The 22,839-nt window shown below is 67.5% G+C and carries 23 protein-coding genes and 1 tRNA gene; 11 read left to right on the forward strand and 13 right to left on the reverse strand.

Translation table 11 applies throughout. From position 1 onward, the window contains the following. Positions 1 to 76: 76 nt before the first annotated feature. From BLP83_RS11845 to BLP83_RS11865, 5 genes are all read left to right on the forward strand, one after another. Complete coding sequence (locus BLP83_RS11845; RefSeq protein WP_091242987.1) at positions 77 to 610, forward strand: hypothetical protein; 534 nt, start codon at positions 77 to 79, stop codon at positions 608 to 610. Continuing rightward, the gene (locus BLP83_RS11850; RefSeq protein WP_091242990.1) at positions 603 to 1,013 is read left to right on the forward strand and encodes a hypothetical protein; all 411 of its coding nucleotides are present in this window, start codon (positions 603 to 605) and stop codon (positions 1,011 to 1,013) included. Before BLP83_RS11845 ends, BLP83_RS11850 begins: the two co-directional genes overlap by 8 nt. 10 nt (positions 1,014 to 1,023) lie before the next feature. Continuing rightward, positions 1,024 to 3,018, forward strand: a complete 1,995-nt coding sequence (locus BLP83_RS11855; RefSeq protein WP_091242992.1) for a head maturation protease, ClpP-related — start codon at positions 1,024 to 1,026, stop codon at positions 3,016 to 3,018. A gap of 263 nt (positions 3,019 to 3,281) precedes the next feature. Then, on the forward strand, positions 3,282 to 3,551 hold the full coding sequence (locus BLP83_RS11860) for a hypothetical protein (RefSeq protein WP_091242994.1): 270 nt from the start codon (positions 3,282 to 3,284) through the stop codon (positions 3,549 to 3,551). Positions 3,552 to 4,380: 829 nt separating this feature from the next. Further along, on the forward strand, positions 4,381 to 5,556 hold the full coding sequence (locus BLP83_RS11865; protein WP_091242997.1) for a S8 family peptidase: 1,176 nt from the start codon (positions 4,381 to 4,383) through the stop codon (positions 5,554 to 5,556). 162 nt (positions 5,557 to 5,718) lie between these two features. Here BLP83_RS11865 and BLP83_RS11870 read toward each other — a convergent pair whose 3' ends face one another. The 6 genes from BLP83_RS11870 to ccoN all read right to left on the reverse strand — a co-directional run bounded on the left by BLP83_RS11870 (position 5,719) and on the right by ccoN (position 10,921). Then, positions 5,719 to 7,272 (reverse strand): 4Fe-4S dicluster domain-containing protein, encoded by a 1,554-nt coding sequence (locus BLP83_RS11870; RefSeq protein ID WP_091243000.1) that lies wholly within the window; start codon positions 7,270 to 7,272, stop codon positions 5,719 to 5,721. Positions 7,273 to 7,279: 7 nt separating this feature from the next. Then, positions 7,280 to 7,573: a hypothetical protein gene (locus tag BLP83_RS11875; protein ID WP_091243003.1), complete on the reverse strand. Its 294-nt coding sequence runs from the start codon at positions 7,571 to 7,573 to the stop codon at positions 7,280 to 7,282. Positions 7,574 to 7,722: 149 nt separating this feature from the next. Further along, complete coding sequence (gene ccoP / locus BLP83_RS11880) at positions 7,723 to 8,637, reverse strand: cytochrome-c oxidase, cbb3-type subunit III (RefSeq protein ID WP_091243006.1); 915 nt, start codon at positions 8,635 to 8,637, stop codon at positions 7,723 to 7,725. After that, entirely contained in the window at positions 8,634 to 8,816 is a 183-nt protein-coding gene (locus BLP83_RS11885; protein ID WP_091243008.1) for a cbb3-type cytochrome oxidase subunit 3, read from the reverse strand. The genes ccoP and BLP83_RS11885 overlap by 4 nt, the downstream gene beginning before the upstream one ends. Then, positions 8,813 to 9,460: a cytochrome-c oxidase, cbb3-type subunit II gene (ccoO, locus tag BLP83_RS11890; protein WP_091243011.1), complete on the reverse strand. Its 648-nt coding sequence runs from the start codon at positions 9,458 to 9,460 to the stop codon at positions 8,813 to 8,815. The genes BLP83_RS11885 and ccoO overlap by 4 nt, the downstream gene beginning before the upstream one ends. A gap of 12 nt (positions 9,461 to 9,472) precedes the next feature. Next, positions 9,473 to 10,921, reverse strand: coding sequence for a cytochrome-c oxidase, cbb3-type subunit I (gene ccoN, locus BLP83_RS11895; RefSeq protein WP_342670447.1), 1,449 nt, complete (start codon positions 10,919 to 10,921; stop codon positions 9,473 to 9,475). A gap of 159 nt (positions 10,922 to 11,080) precedes the next feature. Between ccoN and queG the strand changes: the two genes are divergently transcribed. Further along, positions 11,081 to 12,175 carry a tRNA epoxyqueuosine(34) reductase QueG gene (gene queG / locus BLP83_RS11900; RefSeq protein ID WP_091243014.1) on the forward strand — a complete coding sequence of 365 codons (1,095 nt, stop codon included), beginning with the start codon at positions 11,081 to 11,083 and terminating at the stop codon, positions 12,173 to 12,175. A gap of 59 nt (positions 12,176 to 12,234) precedes the next feature. Here queG and pgi read toward each other — a convergent pair whose 3' ends face one another. The 5 genes from pgi to pcnB form a co-directional block, all read right to left on the reverse strand. After that, positions 12,235 to 13,740, reverse strand: coding sequence for a glucose-6-phosphate isomerase (pgi, locus tag BLP83_RS11905; protein ID WP_091243017.1), 1,506 nt, complete (start codon positions 13,738 to 13,740; stop codon positions 12,235 to 12,237). Positions 13,741 to 14,206: 466 nt separating this feature from the next. Further along, a complete protein-coding gene (gene panC / locus BLP83_RS11910) occupies positions 14,207 to 15,064 on the reverse strand; it encodes a pantoate--beta-alanine ligase (RefSeq protein WP_091243020.1) in 858 nt (285 codons plus the stop codon). After that, positions 15,061 to 15,888 (reverse strand): 3-methyl-2-oxobutanoate hydroxymethyltransferase, encoded by an 828-nt coding sequence (gene panB, locus BLP83_RS11915; protein WP_091243021.1) that lies wholly within the window; start codon positions 15,886 to 15,888, stop codon positions 15,061 to 15,063. Before panB ends, panC begins: the two co-directional genes overlap by 4 nt. An 82-nt stretch (positions 15,889 to 15,970) precedes the next feature. After that, positions 15,971 to 16,465: a 2-amino-4-hydroxy-6-hydroxymethyldihydropteridine diphosphokinase gene (gene folK / locus BLP83_RS11920; protein WP_091243298.1), complete on the reverse strand. Its 495-nt coding sequence runs from the start codon at positions 16,463 to 16,465 to the stop codon at positions 15,971 to 15,973. Between the two features lie 18 nt (positions 16,466 to 16,483). Continuing rightward, positions 16,484 to 17,782, reverse strand: coding sequence for a polynucleotide adenylyltransferase PcnB (gene pcnB, locus BLP83_RS11925; RefSeq protein ID WP_091243024.1), 1,299 nt, complete (start codon positions 17,780 to 17,782; stop codon positions 16,484 to 16,486). Between the two features lie 155 nt (positions 17,783 to 17,937). Between pcnB and BLP83_RS11930 the strand changes: the two genes are divergently transcribed. Next, a tRNA-Glu gene (locus tag BLP83_RS11930) sits at positions 17,938 to 18,013 on the forward strand. Between the two features lie 70 nt (positions 18,014 to 18,083). Beyond that, the gene (gene fdxA, locus BLP83_RS11935; protein WP_091243025.1) at positions 18,084 to 18,407 is read left to right on the forward strand and encodes a ferredoxin FdxA; all 324 of its coding nucleotides are present in this window, start codon (positions 18,084 to 18,086) and stop codon (positions 18,405 to 18,407) included. A 105-nt stretch (positions 18,408 to 18,512) separates the two neighbouring features. On the opposite strand, the gene BLP83_RS11940 is transcribed toward fdxA, so the two are convergent. Continuing rightward, complete coding sequence (locus BLP83_RS11940; protein ID WP_143006662.1) at positions 18,513 to 18,977, reverse strand: hypothetical protein; 465 nt, start codon at positions 18,975 to 18,977, stop codon at positions 18,513 to 18,515. Next, positions 18,977 to 19,924, reverse strand: a complete 948-nt coding sequence (gene dapA, locus BLP83_RS11945) for a 4-hydroxy-tetrahydrodipicolinate synthase (RefSeq protein ID WP_091243031.1) — start codon at positions 19,922 to 19,924, stop codon at positions 18,977 to 18,979. The genes BLP83_RS11940 and dapA overlap by 1 nt, the downstream gene beginning before the upstream one ends. Before the next feature lie 190 nt (positions 19,925 to 20,114). Here dapA and BLP83_RS11950 point away from each other — a divergent pair, with 190 nt between their 5' ends. The 3 genes from BLP83_RS11950 (at position 20,115) to BLP83_RS11960 (ending at position 22,678) form a co-directional block, all read left to right on the forward strand. Continuing rightward, positions 20,115 to 20,699 carry a glycine cleavage system transcriptional repressor gene (locus BLP83_RS11950; RefSeq protein WP_091243033.1) on the forward strand — a complete coding sequence of 195 codons (585 nt, stop codon included), beginning with the start codon at positions 20,115 to 20,117 and terminating at the stop codon, positions 20,697 to 20,699. Positions 20,700 to 20,701: 2 nt separating this feature from the next. After that, entirely contained in the window at positions 20,702 to 21,169 is a 468-nt protein-coding gene (locus BLP83_RS11955) for a peroxiredoxin (protein WP_091243036.1), read from the forward strand. A 111-nt stretch (positions 21,170 to 21,280) separates the two neighbouring features. Continuing rightward, entirely contained in the window at positions 21,281 to 22,678 is a 1,398-nt protein-coding gene (locus tag BLP83_RS11960) for a PhoH family protein (RefSeq protein WP_091243301.1), read from the forward strand. Positions 22,679 to 22,839 lie beyond the last annotated feature (161 nt).

A 22,839-nucleotide genomic window follows, 5' to 3' on the forward strand; every position in this document is an offset into this window, starting at 1 on the left:
TGCGGGTTGCATGGCCGCATTCCCGCGCTAGTCATGGGGTGCGGCATGGGGCTGTGTGCGGTGCGAGGGGGGTTGTATGCCCCTGAGTTCTGGCTTCCTGGCTGGCTTCGACCTGGGCAAGCCGGCGCCGAGTCAAGCCGACTTCGGCCTGCTGGTCGGCCTGTCGCAGCAGCACGTCTCGCGTCTGATCGCTGCTGGTGTGCTGGTCGAGGGCGCATCGCTGCGCGAGTGGGTCCGCGCCTACACGCAGCGTCTCCGCGACACCGCCGCAGACCGCGCGCGCCAATCCTCGCCCGAGCTGCAGCGCGAGCGCCTGGGCCTGTTGCGCGCCCGCGCCGAAGGCCTGCGCATGCGAAACGCCGAGCGCATGGCCGAGCTCGCGCCGGTTGCGGTGATGGATGCGCTACTGGTCAAGACCGGCGCGCGCATCGCCCCAATCCTTGGCGCGATCCCGCCAGCGCTACGCGCGCAGCTGCCGGTGCTGCAATCTGAATCGGCCTGCTATGCGGCCATCGAAGCGACGGTCGCCAAGGCTGTCGGCGCGGTGCGGGGCATGCGCCTGGCGGACGAAGGCGACGGCGTCGACGACGGCGAGGCGGCCGATGATTGAAGCGCCGGCCTCGCAGGTCCTGGCGCGCGCTCGGGCGCTGCAGCAAGCGGGCCGGCCGTGGCCGCCGGACCTGCAGGCATCCATTCTGTGCCTCGCCGAAGACGCCCTGCCAAGCGTCGCGGTTCGCCTGGCTCGCGATGCGCATCTGCGCTCGGCGGGTGCGGTGGTCGGCGGTGGCCTGTTCGCTCGGGTGCAGGCGATCCAATCGGAAGAGCCCCTGATTCTCCGCGCCTGGCCGCGGCTGCTGGTGACGCCGCCGCCAGCCGGCTCCCTGCAGCGGCACACGTTCGAGGCCATGCAGTGCAGCCGGCTGCGGCGCTTGCCCGGGCGCCGGCAGCTGCTGCGCATACTCGCGAGCGCTGGTGACATGGACGCGCGTGCAATGTCACCAGGCGGGGGCTGACTCTGCGGGCATGCCCAAGCCCCGCACCCTCGCTCTACTCCCCACCGCCAACGGCGCCGAACTGCGGATCATCGGCGATATCGGTGGGCCCGACTGGTCCTCGCCTACCAATGCCGATGAGGCTGCGATTCTTGATCAGCTCGCGGCAATGGCTGGTATCAGCGAGATCCACGTCACCATCAACAGCTACGGGGGCAGCGTCTCCGCGGGCCTCGCGATCTACAACGCGCTGAAGGCGCATCCTGCGCGCATCGTCGTGACCGTCACGGGTGTGGCTGCGAGCATCGCGAGTCTGGTTGCAATGGCAGCCGACGAAGTGCGCATGTACGAAGCCAGCCTGATCATGGTCCACGGCCCGTGGTTCTCCAACTCGGGCGGCAATGCCGCGCAGCTGCGTGCCGCAGCGGATGAGCTGGAGGCGCACGCGAAGGTGATGGCGGTGGCCTACGCGGAAAAGTCCGGCCGCAGCGAGGAAGAGATTCTGCCGATGCTGATGGACGGCACGGATCACTTCTTTACCGCCAAGGAGGCGGTGGCCTTTGGCTTGGCTGATCAGATCATCGGCGGCTCTGCCGAGATCCCCGAAGTGCCTGCCGGCGCTCCCCCCGAGAACCTGGCCGCGCGCGTCGCTGCGGCCTTCAACCGCATTCGAGGTGCAACCATGCCCAACCCGAACCCCGCCGCCTCGCGTGCGGCTCCCGCTGTCCCTGCTGGCGATCCGATGGCCGCTCTGATCCAGCGCAACGGCATGCTGCGCGGCGTCTTCGCCGGCTTCCGCGACATGGACGGCGTGGCTCGGCTGGAGGCCGACTTGCTGGCCGACCCGACCGTCAGCCTGGAGCATGCGCAGGCGCGTTTGCTGGCGCATGTCGGTCAAGGTGCTAGCCCCGTGCAGGGCACGGCCTACTCGGCCTCGCAGCCGCGCGCCGGTGATGACTTCAACGAAGCCGCCGCCGATGCGCTGCTGCTGCGCTCTGGCCTGTCCCTGCGCAAGCCGCATGCGGCCGCGCGTGACCTGGTGGGCATGTCGATCGGCGACATCGCAAACACCGTGCTCAGTCGCGCCGGCAAGACCGTTCACCGCTACAACATGGCCGAAGCGATCCGCGCCGCCATGACCACGAGCGACTTCACCCGCATTCTGGCCAACAGCGCCACCAAGGCCCTGCGCAACGGCTACGAGATCGAGCCGCAGTCCCACGTCGCGTGGGTGCTCCCGACCACGGTGCCCGACTTCAAGACGCAGCACCGCCCGATCATCGGCAGCGCCCCGGAGCTTCGCGCCGTGGCTGAAGGTGCCGAGTACGAGTTCGGCGCGATGGATGAGGATCAGGCCGAGTACGCGGTGAGCAAGTGGGGCCGCAGCATCCGCCTGACCTTCGAGGCTGTCCGCAATGACGACCTCGGCGCCTTCGCGCGTGCGCAGCAGGCCATGGGGCAGGCCGCCAAGCGGCGCGAGGCCGATGAAGTCTATGCGCTGTTGCTCGCGAACTCCGGCGCCGGCCAGACGATGCAGGACACGAAGACGCTATTCCACGCGGACCACGGCAACCTGACCGCCGCGGCCAGCGACCTGGACGTGAATGCGCTCGGCGCGGCCCGCACGCTGCTGCGCAAGCAGACCGCGCTCGGCGGTGGCCTGCTGAACCTGCAGCCGCGCTTCCTGCTGGTACCGGCCGAGCTGGAGTCGATCGCCGAAATGCTGCTGGCCGCCAGCTCCCGCCACATGCAGCAGAGCGGCGCGGTGGAGGCCGGCACGCCGAATTGGCTGAGCAGCCTGCAGCTGGTGGTGGAACCGCGCCTCGGCGCCGGTGCGGCCTACGTCATGGCTGCGCCGCCGCAGATCGATACTTTCGAGCTCGCCATGCTCGACGGTGACAACGGCCCTGTCGTGATTGAAGAGCCGCTGACCAACTCCGACGACCTGCAGTACCGCGTGCGCCATGTGTTCGGCGGGCGCTTCCTGGACTGGCGTGGCGTGGTCAAGATCCCGATCAGCGGGTAAGGAACCCGCCGCTGCAGTGCTACGCATGGTCCTGCAGCGGTCTACCGGCGACGGCGAGAGCCAAGGGCCGGGCGTGCGGAGGTGGTCTGGTAGCTGCTGATGTGCGTAGAGGGCCCCGCCGTGAGGTGGGGCCTTCGCCTTTCTGGCGATACGGCGCGCGGCGTGGCAGGCTCGGCGCGTGGATCGGTGGGCGTCACGAAATCCCGTGAGGCCCTGTCTGCCCCCCTCTGCAGATTCGCAGAGGCCCCCACCTGGAGCCGCCCATGCGTCGCGCCCTGATTCTCTCCCTCGCGTTGCTGCTGCCTGCGCTGGCCAGCGCCAGCCCGTCGCACTCCGAGCGCTGCGGCCAGTCCGTCATCACCGTGGGTGCGCCCATGACGAAGCTGCGCGCGTGCGGCACGCCCTGGCGCATCGTGACCCTGGTCAATGAGCACGGCGCGGCCGTCGCCGAGCGCTGGGAGTTCGAGCGCGATACCGGCCTGGCGCTGTTCACCGTGCAGGGCGGGCGCGTGGTGCGTATCGAGCGGGTGTGAGCCGTTCACCCTCTTGGGTGAGCAAATGCCCCCCGTGCTGGGGATGTGTCAGGCTTCGGTGGTTTTCCACTTTTGAGGGGGAAACCTGGCCTTGTGGCGGTGGGTCGAGCGCATGCCGCAGCGCCGTCGATTGGGGGCATTCTTGGGGGCATCGCCTCGGGGAATCATCGCGACAAGCCAAGCAAAGAAACGCTTTCCGAGATCCTTGTGGTAGCGTCCTTGGCCACCATGATTCACAAAGAACCCCGCCGAAAGCGGGGTTTTTTCTTGCGCGGTCCTCCACCGCCGACCGGCTTCGCGCCGTATCGCGGATGCCCCCGGGAAGTCAGCGCGCTCAACCGCTGGTGCCGACAGGCGGAACCCGAAGCGCGCGTTGCTTTCCTTGGCTCTGCCCAGGCCGCCCGAACCACGAGCGCGATGGCCCGTCTGGCCGCGCTCGACACTGCGGGATGCCGGTGCCCCAGAGGCCGAGGATCGCGTAGCTCGGCAGGCGTCTCGTGAAACCCGAGTTGCCTTGGGCGGAACATATGGGTTCATTCGGTGGCGGCATGGGAGGGTGATCGATGTGCGGTCGCCCTGCCCTACCCTGCGCGCGCCCAACTTTCCCTCTGCTGCTCAGGGCCTTGCAGCGCGCCAGCGGTTGACGCAGCGCAGTCAGACCGGCCCATTGCAGAACATTGACAGACTTCCCAACGGGTGCGAAAAACCGGCCGGGCAGGAGGGCCATCGGGGGATGGCCAGGTCAGCGCGACAGCGCGTGAAGACTCCTGCCCCACCACCGCGTCAACTCCGGGGCCGATCGGCTCCATCACTCAACGGGGAAGTTCAGATGAAGATGAAACTCGCAGTGCTCTGCTCGATGATTGCTGCCTCGCTTCCGGCCGCGGCCACCGAACTCAAGCGCGCCGAAGCGCCGATCAAGGGGCAGTACATCGTCGTGCTGAAGGATTCGGCCTTCGAAACCAGCACCACCACCCGCGGTGCGCCAAGCGCGAGCGCGCTGAGCATGGCCGCCGACATGGCGGTGTCGCACAAGCTGGAAGTGGACCGCGTCTACGAGCACGCCATCAAGGGGTTCGTGGTGAGGAATGCCAGCGAGAAGCAGGTCGAGCAGCTGCTCTGGGATGACCGCGTGGCCTTCGTCGAAGAAGACGGCATGGTCTATCTCGACGCCACCCAGACCGGCGCTACCTGGGGCCTGGACCGCATCGACCAGCGCAACCGGCCGCTGAACGGCACTTACATCTACAACACCACCGCCACCAACGTGCGCGCCTACATCATCGACAGCGGCGTACTGGCCTCGCACAGCCAGTTCGGTGGACGTGTCAGCGGTGGTGCCAGCTACATCAACGACGGCCGTGGCACCAGCGATTGCAACGGCCACGGCACCCATGTCGCCGGCACGGTGGCGGGTTCGGTGCACGGCGTCGCCAAGGGCGCGCGCATCGTCCCGGTGCGTGTCTTCGGCTGCTCGGGCGGCAGTTCCAACTCGACGATCATCGCCGGCATCGACTGGGTGCGCGCCAACCACGTCAAGCCCGCGGTGGCCAACATGAGCCTGGGCGGCGGCGCCTCCAGCGCGACCGACACCGCCACCAACAACCTGATCAATGCTGGCGTCACCGTGGTGGTCGCGGCGGGCAACAGCAACGCCAATGCCTGCAACTACTCGCCGGCGCGCGTGGCCAACGCGATCACGGTCGGCTCGACCACCAGCACGGACGCGCGCTCCTCGTTCTCGAACTTCGGCACCTGCGTCAATATCTTCGCGCCCGGAAGCAGCATCACCTCGGCCTGGTACACCAGCAACTCGGCGACCAACACCATCAGCGGCACCTCGATGGCGTCGCCGCACGTGGCTGGCGTCGCTGCGCTCTACCTGGCCGGCGCGCCCTCGGCGACTCCTGCAACGGTGCGCAACTACATCTACAACCGCGCTACCACCAACGTGCTGACCGGCATCGGCTCAGGCTCGCCGAACCGCATGCTCTACTCGCAGTGACACCCTGTCAGATCTGACAGGCGCGAAGTGCTGCGGGCTGCTGCAGAATTCGCCCCGCAGCCTTGTGGCTGTTGACGCAGCAACCGATGGGTAGTTTTTTGTGGCGGCGACCTTGTGGTCGCCGCCTTTTTTTTTGCGAGACTCGATCGGCCCCGTGCCGCCTTACTGCGCGGGGCCGAAGAAGCGCGTGGTGTGCTGCAGTCGCAAGTTCGGGTCATCGAGACTCTCGATCTCGAGCACCACATCGCGCTTGCCGCGAACGACGCCCTCGGCTGCACGCAGGGTGAAAGCCAGGTTGACCACTTCTTCCGGCCCCGTGGCGATCTCGAATGGAGCCTCCACCAGCACGATGTCCACGCCCTGCACGGTCACCCGGTAGCGCTGGGCCTGGGCCTGCTTGTTGATCAGCTTGAGCGTATACGCATTCTCGATGCTGCCGTCGCCGGCGACCCGGTATAGAGCATTGCGATCGCGCAGCACGTCGACGTTCAGCGCCTGCCGATGGGTCACGCCCCACAGCCAGCCGGCGAAGATGGCCGTCAGCAGCAGGCCATAGACGATCACGCGAGGGCGAAGCACGCGGGTGGGTTTGTTGTCGACCGCATTCTGCGTGGTGTAGCGGATCAGGCCGCGCGGGTAGCCGACCTTGTCCATCACCTCGTCGCAGGCGTCGATGCAGGCGCCGCAGGCGATGCACTCGTACTGCAGGCCATTGCGGATGTCGATGCCAGTGGGGCACACCTGCACGCAGATCGTGCAGTCGATGCAGTCGCCGAGGTCCTCGGGCGAGTTGACCGTGGGCGCAGCGCTGGTATCGAGCGCATCCACCGCCAGCGCGGTGGTGGCACGCGCCTGCACCTTGGATTCGCCGCGCATGGCGGCGTGCGCCGCGGCGATCACCGCGGCGGTCGCGGCGCGCATGTCGAGCAGGCCACGGGCACGCTCCAGCACGCTTGGCAAGCCGCGCTTGCGGGCGCCGCGGGGCTCTCCGCGCATCGGGTCGTAGCTGATGATCAGGGTGTTGCGGTCGAACATCGCGCTCTGGAAGCGCGCATAGGGGCACATGTACTTGCACACCTGCTCGCGCAGCACGCCGGCATTGCCCCAGGTCGCCAGCGAGTAGAACAGGACCCAGAAGGTCTCCCACGCCCCCCACTGCAGCGAGAACAGGCGCGCGCCGAGGTCGGTGATCGGAGTGAAGAAACCGACGAAGGTGAAACCGGTCCAGAGCGCGAAGATCAGCCAGACCGCGTGCTTGCCGCCCTTGCGCAGCGCCTTGTCGCGAGTCCAGGGCGAAGCATCGAGCTTCATCCGCTTGGCACGGTCGCCCTCGAAGAAGCGCTCGATCCAGACAAAGACTTCGGTCCATACCGTCTGCGGGCAGGCGTAGCCACACCAGAGCCGCCCCGCCAGGGCCGTGAAAAAGAACAGCGACAAACCCGCGAGGATCAGCAGCAGGGCGAGGAAAATGAAGTCCTGCGGCCAGAAATTGAGCCCGAACACGTAGAACTTGCGAGCGGGCAGGTCGAACAGCACCGCCTGGCGACCGTCCCAGCGCAGCCAGGGAAAGACGTAGTAGATGCCGAGCAGCATCCAGACCGCCGCCACTCGCAGCCGGGTATAGCGGCCGTGGGTCTCGCGCGGATAGACCTTGTCCTCGGACTTGTAGAGGGCATTGCCGCCCTCGGTGAGCACGGCGGGAATTTCTTTGGCCATGGCGTCTTCAGTCCTCCTTGGGCAGGGGACGGTTGAACCGGCTTGCGGGGCGCAGCAGGATCCAGGTGAACAGGCTGGAACTGGCGGTGCAGGCCCAGAACATGAAGAAGCCCAGGGTATAGCCCAGCTCGCGCTGGACCTCCCAGTCGGGGAAGGTCATGTCGCGCAGGGCCAGCGGATCGACGAAGGCGAAGAACACCATGGTGGCGACGCCGGCGGCGAAGAAACTCGGCCAGAGGATGGCGCCAAGGCGCTGGGCCATGGGACGCGGGGGGTGATCGAACGGGTCTGGGGGGCTCATGTGCCGGTTCCGGTGAGGGCGGAAGGAATGGCCGCGAGGATTCCACGATCGAGCGCCTGCGCGCCCCCGGTTGGATCAATTTCAGCGCAGGAAACACAAGGCCCGGGATATGCCCGGGCCTTGCGGTGAAGCCTTGATCGGCGGCGTTCTCAGCGTTCGCTGAGTTGTTGACCCTGCGCCTGGCTGAGCGAGTAGACATAAGCGGCCACCAGCCTCGCCCGGTCATTGCCGATGATCGGACCGTGCGGGGGCATCATGCCGTTGCGCCCCTTGACGATGCCCTCGCGCAGGGTGGCGAGGTCGCTGCCGTACAGCCAGGCGTCGTCGGTGAGGTTCGGCGCGCCCAGCATCTCGTTGCCCTTGCCCTCGATGCCGTGGCAGGCCGCACAGACGCCCTCGAAGCGGGCCTTGCCGGCAGCAGCCAGTGCAGGGTCAACCTTCATACCCGACAGACTCTGCACGTACACGGCGGTCTCGGTGATGGCCTGGTCGGAGCCAAGCACCGCGCCGAAGGCCGGCATCGCGGCCTGGCGCCCGTTGAGCACCGTGGTGAGGATGGCTTCAGGACTGCCGCCCCAGTTCCACGCGGTGTCGGTCAGGTTGGGGAAGCCCCGGCTGCCGCGCGCGTCCGAGCCATGGCACATGGCGCAGTTGTTGGCGAACACAGACTGTCCCAACGACAGCGCCTTCGGATCGCTGGCCAGCTGCGGGATCGGCACGTCGGCGAACTGCGCGAAAAGCGGCGCCAAGCGGGCCTCCGACTCGGCTTTATCGGCGTCGTGCTGGCCGGCGCTGCTCCAGCCGCCGACGCCGGCAAACGCACCGACTCCCGGGTAGTACACGAGGTAGCCGACGGTGAAGACGATGGTGATGTAGAAGAGGTTGATCCACCACTTCGGCATCGGCTTGTTGTACTCGGTCAGGTCACCGTCCCAGATGTGGCTGGTGTCCTCGGGCTTGGCGTCGCCGGGACGCGAACGGCCGGTGTAGTAGATCAGAAGCACGCAGCCAACCAGGTTGATGACCACCAGGGCTGCGATGTACCAGGTCCAGAAGGCGCTCATGGTGCGTTCTCGCTTGTGCGTTGTGCGTTGCCGTGCGGTGCCGGGCCGTCCTCAAGTGGCAGCCGGGCGGCGGCGTCGAATTCGGCCTTGCGCTTGCCGCTGTAGGCCCAGATCACGCCGACGATGAAAGTGACGAACAGGAAGGCCGTCAGCAGGCCCGAGAAGGTGCCCTGACTCATGGCGCACCCGCCTGCTGCGCCACGGCCGCACCCGGACGCGGGGCATGCTTGCCCAGGCCCTGCAGGTAGGCGACGACGGCATCGAGTTCGGTCTTGCCGGCCACGGCGGCCGTGGCACCCTCGATCTCTTCGTCGGTGTAGGGGTCGCCGATGGTCTGCAGCGTGCGCATGTGCTTGACCAGGGTTTCCGGGTTGACCTCGCGCTCGGCCAGCCACGGATACGCGGGCATGTTCGACTCGGGCACCACGTCACGCGGGTTGATCAGGTGCACGCGATGCCAGTCGTCGCTGTAGCGCCCGCCGACGCGGGCCAGGTCAGGCCCCGTGCGCTTGCTGCCCCACTGGAAGGGCCGGTCATAGACCGACTCGCCCGCCAGCGAGTAGTGGCCATAGCGCTCGGTTTCGAAGCGCAGGGTGCGGATCATCTGCGAGTGGCAGTTGTAGCAGCCCTCGCGGATGTAGACATCGCGGCCGGCCAACTCCAGCGCGGGATAGGGCTTGACGCCCGGCAGCGGCTCGACCGCTTCGGCCTGGAACATCAGCGGGATGATCTGCGACAGGCCTCCGAAGGAGATCGCGACCGCGATCAGGATGCCCATCAGGCCGACGTTCTTCTCGACTTTCTCGTGGAAATTGTTGCTCATGTTCGGTCGACCTCAGGCGTGGGCCGGTTCGGCGGCGGGAGGCAGCACGGGGGCGTCTTCCACCTGCTTGGCGAGCTGGTAGGTCTTCCAGACGTTGTAGGCCATGATCAGCATGCCGCTGAGCACCAGCACGCCACCCAGCAGGCGGATCAGGTAGTAGGGATAGGTGGCCGCCAGCGACTCCACGAAGGTGTAGGTCAGGGTGCCGTCCTCGTTGGTGGCGCGCCACATCAGGCCCTGCATCACGCCGGCGATCCACATCGAAGCGATGTAGAACACCACGCCGATGGTGTGCACCCAGAAGTGGGTGTCGATCAGCTTGACCGAGTACATCGAGGTCAGGCCAAGCAGGCGCGGCAGCAGCGCGTACAGCGAGCCGACCGTGATCATCGCCACCCAACCCAGCGCGCCGGAATGCACGTGGCCGATCGTCCAGTCGGTGTAGTGGCTCAGGGAGTTGACCGTCTTGATCGACATCATCGGGCCCTCGAAGGTGCTCATGCCGTAGAACGACAGGGCGACGATGAGGAACTTGATGATCGGATCGGTGCGCAGCTTATGCCAGGCGCCCGAGAGGGTCATGATGCCGTTGATCATGCCGCCCCAGGACGGCGCCAGCAGCACCAGCGAAAACACCATGCCGAGGCTCTGTGCCCAGTCGGGCAACGCCGTGTACTGCAGGTGGTGCGGGCCGGCCCACATGTAGATGGCGATCAGGGCCCAGAAGTGCACGATCGACAGCCGGTAGGAGAACACCGGGCGGCCGGCCTGCTTGGGAATGAAGTAGTACATCATTCCGAGGAAGGCGGCGGTCAGGAAGAAGCCGACGGCGTTGTGGCCGTACCACCATTGGGTCATGGCATCGACCGAGCCGGAGAGAATCCCGTAGGACTTGATCCCGGTCGACGGCAGGGCCAGGTTGTTGCCGATGTGCAGCACCGCGATGGTGATGATGTAGGCGGCGAAGAACCAGTTCGCCACGTAGATGTGCTTGACCTTGCGGGTGGCGATCGTGCCGAAGAACACGATGCCGTAGGCCACCCAGATCACCGTGATCAGCCAGTCGATCGGCCATTCGAGCTCGGCGTACTCCTTGCCCTGGGTGATGCCCAGCGGCAGGGTGATGGCGGCGAGCACGATGACCAGCTGCCAGCCCCAGAAGGTGAAGGCGGCGAGCTTCTCGGCGAACAGGCGCACGTGGCAGGTGCGCTGCACGATGTAGTAGCTGGTCGCGAACAGCGCCGAACCGCCGAAGGCGAAGATCACCGCATTGGTGTGCAGCGGGCGCAGCCGTCCGTAAGACAGCCACTCGATGCCGGCCGTGAGATCCGGCCAGTAGAGCTGGGCAGCGATGATCACGCCCACCAGCATGCCCACGATGCCCCAGAGCACGGTCACCACCGCGAACTGGCGCACCACCTTGTCGTTGTAGTACGCGGATTTGTCTATCGCCATCGCCATGGGGGCGGTCCCCTTGATTGAGTCGGGCCGAAGTGTGGCGGTGCGACATTCGGTCGCGGTTGATCAGAGTCAACTGCCGATGAAGGGCTTGGAGCAGGCGCTGCGAGGCCTTTGCAAGCGCCTGATCTGGCTGCGTTTGGCACCTCTATACTCACGCACATGAAAGCGCCCATCGACGAAGCCGAAGGCAGCGCAGCACCCGCCCTGCCCGAGCGCGAGGAGCTCGAGCGCTGGGCGCGCGCGCTGGGCTTCGCGGCGATTGGGGTGAGCGGCATCGATCTCGGCGAGGACGAGGCCCACCTGCTGGATTGGCTGGCACAAGGCTGCCATGGCGAGATGGACTACATGCAGCGCCACGGCACCGTGCGCTCGCGGCCCGAGGCGCTGGTGCCCGGCACTCTGCGGGTGATCTCGGTGCGCATGGACTACCTGCCCGAGGGCCAGGCCGAGGCCGAAGCCGTGCTGGCCGATCCGCAGCGGGCCTATGTCTCGCGCTACGCACTGGGCCGCGATTACCACAAATTGATGCGTGCGCGCCTGCAGAAGCTGGCCGACCGCGTGACCGAGGCCATCGGCCCCTTCGGCTACCGCGTGTTCACCGATTCGGCGCCGGTGCTGGAGAAAGCCTTGGCGCGCAATGCGGGCTTGGGCTGGATCGGCAAGCACAGCAATCTGATCGACTCGAAGTCAGGTTCGTGGTTCTTCCTCGGCGAGATCCTCACCGACCTGCCGCTGCCGATCGACGCGCCGGCCAGCAACCACTGCGGCACCTGCACGCGCTGTCTTGCCGCCTGCCCGACCGCGGCCATCGTTGCGCCCTACCGGGTCGATGCGCGGCGCTGCATCTCCTATCTCACCATCGAGCTGCACGGGCCGATTCCCGAGGAGTTCCGCGCGGCGATGGGCAATCGCATCTACGGCTGCGACGACTGCCAGCTGGCCTGCCCCTGGAACAAGTTCGCGAAGCTCAGCGCCGAACCCGACTTCCGCGCGCGCCATGCGCTGGACTCCAGCAGCCTGGTCGAGCTGTTCGGCTGGAGCGAAGAGGAATTCCTGCGCAAGACCGAAGGCTCGGCGATCCGCCGGATCGGCCATGAACGCTGGCTGCGCAACATCGCGGTCGCCCTGGGCAATGCCCCGCCCTCGCCGACGGTGCGCGAGGCGCTGGCGAGGCAGCAGCAGCACCCCTCGGCCCTGGTGCGCGAACACGTTGCCTGGGCACTGCAGCGGCAGGAGGCTGCGCTGCGCGGCTGAAAGCACGCGGCACGCTCGGGCGCTTGCATCAAGCCCGTGCAGACGCGTTGTGAAGCCCCTCAGCCCGCCGAGCGGATCCGCTGCAGGAGCGCCTGGGTGAGTGCATCACCCGCCGCCTGCTCACCCGTCAGCGCCGGCAGCAGCTGGTTGGCGAGCTGCTTGCCCAGCTCCACGCCCCACTGGTCGAAGGCATTGATGCCCCACAGCACCGACTGCAGGTAGACCGAGTGCTCGTAGAGCGCCAGCAGCGCGCCAAGGCTGTGGGCATCCAGGCGCTGCAGCAGGATCAAGCTGCTCGGGCGGCCGCCGGGATAGTGGCGGTGCGGATCCTCGCTGTTCTGTCCGCGCGCCAGGGCCTCGCACTGGGCCAGCAGGTTCGACAGCAGGGCGCGATGATTGTCCTCGAAGCCGTGGTCGGGCTTCAGCACGCCAATGAAATCCGATGGCACGATCTGGGTGCCCTGATGCAGGGCCTGGAAGAAGGAATGCTGGCTGTTGGTGCCCACGCCGCCCCAGACCACCGGCACGCTGTCGAGCCCCAGTTCGGAGCCATCCAGCCGCACCCGCTTGCCGAGACTCTCCATCACCAGCTGCTGCAGGAAATCCGGCAGCAGGGCGAGACGCTGGTCGTAGGGCAGCACGGCCTGCGTGGCGAGGCCGAGGCCGCTCCGGTTCCAGACCGCCAGCAGGGCATGCAGCGCCGGCAGGTTGGCTTCGAGCGGAGCCTCCAGCGCATGCGCGTCCATCGCTGCCGCACCCTCGCGGAGATCATCGAAACCGGCGCGGCCGAGCGCCAGGCGGATCGACCAGCCAACCGCCGACCACAGCGAGTAGCGGCCGCCCACCCAGTCCCACATCGGCAGCACGCGCTCGGCGGCCACCCCGAATTCGGCCGCGCGCGCGAGGTTGGCCGTCACAGCGTACAGCCGCGCGTCATCGCGCAGCCAAGCCCGCAGCAGCTGCCCGTTGAGCAGGGTTTCCTGGGTGCCGAAGCTCTTCGACACCAGCACCACCGCGGTACGCGAGGGGTCCAGCGAGGGCAGCAGGCGGGCCGCCGCATGCCCGTCGACATTGGCCAGAAAATGCACGCGGAAACGCGAGCGGGCCTCGGCCGAAAGCGCGTCGACCACCAAGCGCGGGCCCAGGTCGGAGCCACCAATGCCGACACTGATGACATCGGTGACGGAACTGCCCTCCAAGGTCGCGCTCAGCCGCTCCATGCGCTCCAGCGTGGCCTGGACCTCACCGCGAGCGGCCTTGGCGGTAGCCTCGTCGACCAGATCCGAGCGCAGCGCGGTGTGCAGCGCCGGCCGGTCCTCGGTGGGGTTGACGATCGAGCCTGCGAACAGGTGGCGAAGCCGCTCTTTCAGGTCCAGCCGGCGGGCCTCGGCCAGCAGGGCGTCCAGCCCGGCGCGGTCGAGGCGCTGGCGAGCATAGTGCAGCTCGATTCCTGCCCCCATGGCCCGCATCCGCTCAGCGCGCTCCGGCTCGCGCGCCAATGCCTCCAGTGAAGCCTCGTGGAGACGGGCGGCATGGGCAGACAGCACGTTCGGATCGATGGCCATGGACGCGGTTCAGGAAAAGATCTGAGGCGCGAAGCCTAGCAGTCGCCGAGAAACCCTGACCTCACGCGCGGCCGAGGCTCTCCTGTGCCTGCAGCGTCGATCAGCGCCGGGGCCGTCTTCACGGATCGAATCCCGCTGCGGACTCAGTGCCGTGACGCGCAAGATGTTGTCTACGCGCAACACTCGACGCGAGGAACGGGTCCAGGACTGCAGAATCCAGTCGACGCCGGCATCGGGACAAAAAAAACCCCCGCGGGATGCCCTGCGAGGGTGGAAACGGAGTGACGATTACCTAGCGATACGCCCTGCTGCTCCTTGGAGGCCAGCGCCTGTCAGTCGCGGCTGTCTTTGGAGACGGGTTCAGAGGCTACGCCTGTCGAAGAAAAAAAACAACACCCCCGATGTTTTTTTACAACTTCAACGACGGCAGCGCGCCAGGCACGGATCGCGCTGGCGCCCTCCTCGCTCAGTCGAGGCTAAACTCAAGATTGTCGATCAGCCGGGTCGAGCCAAGCCGGGCGGCGACCAGGGCCACCCAGGCGCCGCGGGCCCGTACGGCCGGCGCCGCCAGCCGATCCGGGCGGCGCAACGCAAGGTAGTCGACCTTGAAGCCTTCGGCCGCCAGCCGCTCCGCGCCCCAAGCCTCGACCGCTGCAACCGCCTCGCCCGCAAGCAGGCGCACGCGCACCTCGCACAGGGTCGCGTAGATGAGCGCCGCGCGACGCCGCTCTTCGGGCTGGAGGTACTGGTTGCGTGAACTCATGGCGAGACCATCGGGCTCGCGCACGGTCTCACCGGCCTCGATGCGGATCGGGAAGGCGAGGTCGGCCACCAGATGACGGATCACCGCGAGCTGCTGGAAGTCCTTGCGGCCGAATACTGCGAGATCCGGTTGGACCTGATTGAACAGACGGGCGACCACGGTGGCGACGCCAGCGAAATGGCCGGGGCGGAAGGCGCCACACAGCACATCCGACAGCTCGGGTACCTCGACGCGGACCGTGCGCTCGATACCCAGCGGGTACATGGCCTCCACCGAAGGCAGGAACAGCAGGTCGCAGCCGGCCGCGTCCAGCGCAGACGCATCCGCTTCTAGCGTGCGCGGATAGCGGCCATAGTCCTCGTTGGGGCCGAACTGGGTCGGGTTGACGAAGATGCTGCAGACCACGCGCTCGGCCTGCTCGCGCGCCTGCGCGATCAGGGCCAGATGGCCGCGATGCAGGTTGCCCATGGTCGGCACGAAGCCCACGCGCAGGCCTTGCCGGCGCCAGTCGGCAATGCGTTGACGCAAGGCGCCGACGTCTTCGACACGCTCAAGACTCATTGGAAACAGTGCTCCGGTGCCGGGAAGCTGCCGCTGCGCACGGCCTCCGCGTAGGCGAGGAAGGCTGCCTCGACGGTGCCGGCGCCCGCCAGAAAATCCTTGACGAAGCGCGGTCGACGCCCAGGCGTCACGCCGAGCAGATCATGCATGACCAGCACCTGGCCATCGCAGTCCGGCCCCGCGCCGATGCCGATGGTGGGGATCGCGATATCGCGGGTGATCTCGGCCGCAAGGCCAGCTGGCACGCATTCGAGCACCAGCAGCTCGGCACCGGCCTCGGTGACGCGACGTGCGTCTTCGCGCAGGCGCTGGGCGGCCTCGGCATCGCGGCCCTGGACGCGATAGCCGCCAAGCTTGAGCACCGACTGCGGCGTCAGCCCAAGATGGGCGCACACCGGAATATCGCGAGCGCTCAGGAACTCAATGCTGTCGAGCACATGCCCCGCCCCCTCCAGCTTGACGATGGCGGCCTGCCCCTCGGCCTGCAGACGGGCCGCCGAATCCAGCGCGCGCTGCGGCGTGGCATAGCTCTGGTAAGGCAGGTCGGCCATCAGCACGGCGCGGCGCAGCCCGCGGGACACGGCCGCCGAGTGGTAGACCATCTGGTCGACGGTCACCGGCAGGGTGCTGGCGTGGCCCTGCACGACCATGCCCAGCGAGTCGCCGACCAGCACCAGATCGATGCCGGCGGCATCCATGGCGGTGGCAAAGCTGCTGTCGTAGGCGGTCAGGCAAACGATGCGCTGGCCCTGCGCCTTCATGCGGCGGAAGCTCGGTACCGCCAGTGGAGCCGCGGTGAGCGCCCCGGGTTCGGAGCTGTACATGGTTCGGCCTCGCAGACAACGGGCCGCCATGCTACCGGAGCTCGCCGCGCCAGGGATCGTCCAGTTCAGGAGGCGGTCGCGACTATCCGTCCGCGGGAAGTCGCACGATACCCTCGCCCGGCAGCGCCTCGGCGATCTCTGCCGCCCTGCCCCACGCCCCCAGCACCAGATCGGGCGCGATCTCCGCCAGCGGCCACATCACGAAAGCGCGCTCATGCATGCGCGGATGGGGCAGCACCAGGCGCGGGCTATCGACCACTTTGTCGCCCCACATCAACAGATCGAGATCAATGACCCTGGGGCCGTAGCGCCGCGTACGCACCCGGCCCATCAGCAGCTCAATGCCAAGCAGGGCCTCAAGCAGGGCCGAAGGTTCGAGCCGGGTCTCGAGCCACGCGACCGCGTTGATGAACTCGGGTTGGTCGGTGTCGCCCCAGGGCGGCGTGCGGTAGAGGCTGGAGCTTCGCAGAACGCGTGTGCCCGGCAAGCCCGACAGCGCCCTCAAGGCGATGCCAATCTGCCGCTCTGGCAGATCAAGGTTGCTGCCGAGCCCAACGAAGGCGCGATCGGTGGACACCACGCGACCGCGGCCGCTTCAGCTGCGGCGACCGCCGCGACGGCGGCGGCGCGGACCGCGGCCCGCCGTTGCGACCTGTTCCAGGCGCTCGGTGAGGCCGGCGTCATCGAGATCGAGCGTGTCCTTCCACCAATCGCGCTCGGCGGACAGCTCGGGCACCACGGCCGCGCGCAGCTCGAGGAAATCGTAGGCCGCCTTGAAACGCGGATGCTGGCGCAGCCGGAATACGCGCTTGCGCTGGCGCAGCGGAAAGCGCGACTGCAGGAACCAGATCTCGTGCATGGGCACGCTGAAGCGGCGCGGGATGGCGATTCTCTCGGTCTGGCGCAGGGTGACGCGGTCGGCGGCGCGCTGCTCGGCAACGGCCAGCTCGTGGCCTTCCTCCAGCAGTCTTGCCAGTTCCTGCGCATAGGCCGGCCACAGCAGCGCGGCGAACAGGAAGGCCGGCGTGACCGGCTTGTCCTCGCGCACGCGCGCATCGGTATTGCGCAGGCCTTCCAGCATCAGCGCACGGCACTGGCCGCTGCCATCGGCAGCAAGCGCCGCCGCGGTGTCGGGGAACAGCGCCGGCAACAGGCCGGTCCGCTCCAGGCCAAGCAGGCTTTCCACGCCGTGGCCGGACATCAGCATCTTCAGCGACTCATCAAACAGGCGCGCGCTGGAGGCATCGGCCAGCAGGTGCGCCATGCGCGGGATCGGTGCCGCGGCTTCCGGCGCGATTTCGAAACCGAGCTTGGCGGCAAGCCGTACCGCCCGCAGCATGCGCACGGGGTCTTCTGTGTAGCGCGCCTCGGGGTCACCGATCAGGCGCAGGCGGCGCGCCATGACGTCCTCGTAGCCACCAACGAAATCGCGCACCGAGAAATCCTCGATGGCGTAGTACAGGGCGTTGGCGGTGAAGTCGCGGCGCACCGCATCGTCCTCGATGCTGCCGTAGACGTTGTCGCGGACCAGCACGCCGTTGTCCACCTCGCGATCACCGGAGCCGTCATCGGCGCTGGCGCGGAAGGTGGCGACCTCGATGATCTCCTGCCCGTACACCACGTGCGCCAAGCGGAAACGTCGACCGATCAGGCGACAGTTGCGGAACAGGCCACGCACTTCCTCGGGCGTGGCGTTGGTGGCCACGTCGAAATCCTTGGGGGCGCCACCGATCAGAAGATCACGCACCGCACCGCCGACAAGGTAGGCACCGAAGCCGGCTTCATGCAGGCGATAGAGCACGCGCAGCGCATTGGGGCTGATCTGCTTGCGGGAGATGCAGTGCTCGGCGCGGGGAATGATGCGGAGTTCGCTGACTTGTGGATGCACAGGGATTCGAGGCTGTGGATGCGGCTGACGCTCGCAGCGCCGGCGGATCGACGGAAGGCGCGACCGCTTCGTTCGAAGGGCGCGGGATGTCGCCGCCGCGAACCATTGTCAGCGTCGGCAAGCCTGCTATACTAGCGGTTCGACTAGAGGCTGAACACCACGCTCCCTTCGTCTAGCGGCCCAGGACGTCGCCCTCTCAAGGCGAAAACACGAGTTCGAACCTCGTAGGGAGCGCCACCTCTTCCCGTCGCGCTGGCAGCGCCAGCCCTTCTCCCCCGGCTCTCACGCCACTACGCCCCCGGTTTCCATGGCATTCGTCGTCACCGAGAATTGCATCAAGTGCAAATTCACCGATTGCGTCGAGGTCTGCCCGGTGGACTGCTTCCACGAAGGCCCGAACTTCCTGGTGATCGATCCGGACGAGTGCATCGACTGCACCCTCTGTGAGCCCGAATGCCCAGCCAATGCGATTTTCCCGGCAGAGGATGTGCCGGGCGGTCAGGAGCACTTCACTGCCCTGAATGCCGAGCTGGCCAAGGCCTGGCCAGTGATCACCGTGCGCAAGGAGCCGCCGGCCGACGCGGAAAGCTGGAACGGCAAGGCTGACAAGCTGAAGCTGCTCGAGCGCTGAGGCTTGCTTGGGCTCCGACCCAGGCTGGAGCTCTATGCAGAACTTCGGAGCGAAGAAGGGCGACCCTGGGGTCGCCCTTCTTGTTTACCCGCCCCGGGGAGGCGCTCAAAGCAGGCGCTGGCGCAGCTGCCCGAGCAGGCCGGTGGCCGCCGCGCTCGTCGCCTCGCGCCCATCGGCCGACACCGCCGACACGCGACTCTGGCCGCCTTCTTCACCCACACGCACCAGAAAGCTCTCGCCCTGGAAGCCGACGTTGTAGGCGCCCGCCACTTCGGCGCGCTCGCCGATGCTCACGCCGTCGATGCGCTCAAGGGCGACGCCGACGCGCCGCCAAACCGAGGCCTTGGAATCGGCGACCTGGAAGGCCGCGGAGCGGGCCGCCAGCTCGGGCACGCGCATGGCCTGGGTAGTGTTTGGCAGGGTGAGGTCCGGCGGCACTTCCAGCGGACGGTTCTCGGGGCTCTCGGCATACGGGCTGCTGCCGCGCAGCCACTTGCAGCCCGACGTTCCCAGCACGCAGGCGATCAGGGCCAGCGAGGCGAGCAGGCGCAGCGGGGATTGGGTCGGCATCATCGGGTCTCTCCCTGGAAATTCGGATCCTTCGCCAGCTCGGTGGAGGCGGCGAACTCGGTGGTGCTCAGCTCCGGAAGCAGGGCTTCCATGGCCGGGCGGTTGTCGGCAGCCAGCGCCGTCAGCGGCAGCCGCGGGTATTCGGAACCGAGACCCTTGCCAGCCAGCAGGGCCTTCAGCGGAATCGGGTTGGGCTCGCAGCCCAGGAAAGCGAACAGCGGGGCCAGCTTGGCCTCCAGCGCGGCAACCGCCTCGGCACGCCCGGCGCGAGCGAGGTCGCACAGCCGCCGCATGGCCGCCGGCACCACGTTCGAAGCCACTGAGATGACGCCGTCGGCGCCGGCCAGCATGGCGCGACCGCAGGTGGGATCGTCCCCGCTCAGCACGCTGAAGCCCTCGCCACGCAGCGGCAGCAGGGACTCCATGCGCTCCTGCTCGGCGCGCGCTTCCTTGATGCCAATGATGCGCGGGTGCTGGGCCAGCCGGGCGACCGTGGCCGGCAGCAGGTCGCAAGCAGTGCGCGCCGGCACGTTGTAGAGAATCACCGGCAGGTCGCCGTTCTCGGCCACCGCGAGGTAGTGGGCGTACAGGCCCTCCTGCGTGGGCCGCACATACGGCGGGGTCACCACGAGCGCAGCCCGCGCACCGGCACCGGCGGCCAGCCGGGTCTGCGCAATGGTCTTGCGCGTATTTGACTGGCCGGTGCCGGCGATGACCGTCATCGGACCCGCGAGCTTGAGCGCGCACTCGATCAGCTGCTGCAGTTCGGAGTCGTCGAGCGCACTGCCCTCGCCGGTCGAGCCGGCGACGACGATGCCCTCGGTGCCGCCGACCCGCTGGGCTTCCACCAGCCGGTTCCAGGCGTCGAGATCGATCGCCCCCTCGTGGGCCGCACTGGGCGCGGCGAAGGGCGTGGCAAGCGCGGTGAGACAACCGGTGATGCGCAAGGTGGGCCTCGTGGCGGCGCGGGCGGAGTGCGCCCGACAGTCGAAAGAAGAAACCGCGAGCGTCAAGACTCCGCGGTGCAGCCCGCGATGGTACTGGCCGCGTCGAGCCAGCGACAAGCAGCCTCGGGCAGAGGTCACCGCGTGTTCATGTCGCCCCATGGGCTGCGGCAGGCGTTAAGCTTGCGGCTGCATGCCACTTTCATCGGACACCGCCTTGAGCGACCCCGCACCCCGCCCGCAGACCAACGAGAATTACCTGCTGATCAACGCCTTCGCCGTGCATCCGGAGTCACCGCTGCTGCCCGTTTCCCGGCGTATCGCCGACAGCGGCTGCAACCTGGTGGACGCGCGGCTCTCCACGGTGGGTCGCGATGTGTCGGTGGTGGCGCTGGCGGTGGGCTCATGGGACGCCGTGGCCAAGCTCGAATCCTCGCTGGCCCGCCTGGAGCGCGAGGAGGGCTTGCGACTCGTGTGGTACCGCACCGCACCGAAACCGCTGCAGAGCAACCTGCTGCCCTACATCGTCGAGGTCGTGGCTGCCGACAAGCCCGGCATCCTGTTCCAGCTGGCGGATTTCTTCGACCGCCAGGGCATCACCATCGAGACCCTTCACAGCACGCGCTACCGCGCGATGCAGACGGGAGCCGACATGTTCTCGGCCCAGGTCACCATCGGCATTCCCGCCAACATGCACATCGCCGCCCTGCGCGACGACTTCCTCGAGTTCTGCGACCATCTGAACCTGGACGCGATCATGGACCCTATGAAGTTCTGAGCATGAGCAAAGCCCTGACCCTGCCCGCCCTGAAGGTCGCCCTCGGCTCTGGCGAGACGCTTGATCTGGCCACCCTCAAGGGCCGATTCGTCGTTGTCTACGCGTACCCGAAGGACAGCACGCCCGGCTGCACCCGCGAGGGCCAGGACTTCCGCGATCTGCACCCGCAGTTCGTAGCGCTGGGCGCCGAAGTGTTCGGGCTGTCGCGCGACTCGGTCGCCTCGCACGCGCGCTTCGCCGAGAAGCAGGGCTTTCCCTTCGCCCTGATCAGCGATCCCGACGAAATCCTGTGCCGGGCGCTCGACGTGATCCAGGAAAAGAGCCTGTACGGCCGCAAGTTCATGGGCATCGAGCGCAGCACCTTCCTGTTCGGGCCTGACGGCGCTTTGATGCAGACCTGGCGCAAGGTCAAGGTGCCCGGCCATGCGCAGGCCGTGCTCGACGCACTGAAGGCCGCCGCGCATGGCTGAAGGCCACGCACGCAGCCACGACATCCCCGATACCGAGCGGCCCGCTTCGCCCTGCGACGCGGGCCGTTTCGTTTGCCACCGCAGCACTGCCAGAGGAATGACTTCCCGATGATGAGCCAAGGCAAGCGGATCTACGTGCTGGACACCAACGTGCTGATGCACGACCCGACCGCGCTGTTCAAGTTCGCCGAACACGACATCTACCTGCCGATGGTGGTGCTGGAGGAGCTCGACCACGGCAAGAAGGGCACCACCGAAGTCGCGCGCAACGCCCGCCAAGTCAGCCGCTTCATCAACGAACTCATCGAAGCCAGCGGCAGCAGCAACATCCAGGCGGGCCTGAAGCTCGAGCGCCCGGCCTCGCTGAACCTGCGCGCGCAGCCGGCGATCGGCCGCCTGCTGTTCCAGATCGAGGCCACCGGCACGCAGAAGCGCGAAGGCGCACCCCTGCCCGACAACCAGATCCTCGCCTCGATCCTGAAGCTGCGCGAGCAGCAGGCGGGCACGGAAGTCGTGCTGGTGTCGAAGGACATCAACCTGCGGATCAAGGCCAGCATCTTCGGTATCCCCGCCGAGGACTACGAGAACGATCGCGCGCTCGACGACTTCAGCCTGCTCTACTCCGGCGTGCGCGAGCTCGACGACGGCTTCTGGGATCGCCATGAGAGCGACCTGCGCAGCTGGATCGAACGCGGCCACACCTACTACGAGATCCGCGCCGCCGAAGCCGAGGACTGGCGGCCCAACGAGTTCCTCTGCTTTGACGGCGACGAAGAGGCGGAGCTGCGCGTGGTCGGCCCGCGCGACGACCGGGTGGTGCTGCAGCTCGTCGAGAACTACCGCGCCAGCTCACGCCAGGTCTGGGGCGTCTCGGCGCGCAACCGCGAGCAGAACTTCGCCCTCAATGTGCTGATGGACCCGGAGATCGACTTCGTCACCCTGCTGGGCACGGCCGGCACCGGCAAGACCCTGCTGGCGCTGGCGGCGGGGCTGGCGCAGACGCTGGACCAGCAGCGCTACCGCGAGATCATCATGACCCGCGCCACGGTCAGCGTCGGCGAAGACATCGGCTTCCTGCCCGGCACCGAAGAGGAAAAGATGACGCCCTGGATGGGCGCACTCACCGACAACCTGGAAGTGCTGACCAGCCCGCAGGACGGCGGCGCCTGGGGCCGCGCAGCGACCAATGAGCTGCTGGCCTCACGCATCAAGATCCGCTCGATGAACTTCATGCGCGGCCGCACCTTCCTGAGCCGCTACGTGATCATCGACGAGGCGCAGAACCTCACACCCAAGCAGATGAAGACCCTGCTGACCCGCGCCGGCCCCGGCACCAAGATGGTCTGCCTCGGCAACGTCGAGCAGATCGACACGCCCTACCTCACCGAGACCACCTCGGGCCTGACCTACGCGGTCGACCGCTTCCAGCACTGGCCGCACAGCGCCCACATCACCCTGCGCCGCGGCGAGCGCTCGCGTCTGGCGGACTTCGCGTCCGAGGCGCTGTAGCACGTACCGCCTGCGGACAAGCGGACGCCTCACCCCGAGTGGGACGACGCTTGTTCGCGGCGGCGGATACCATCTCTGGAATCAGGGCACTCAGCCGCCGCTGCCCAGCAACTGCTCAAGGTGACCGCCAACGCCACGTGACCACACCAGATCACACTCGC

Origin of the sequence: Aquimonas voraii, from assembly GCF_900101825.1 — a bacterium.
Classification (GTDB): domain Bacteria; phylum Pseudomonadota; class Gammaproteobacteria; order Xanthomonadales; family Xanthomonadaceae; genus Aquimonas; species Aquimonas voraii.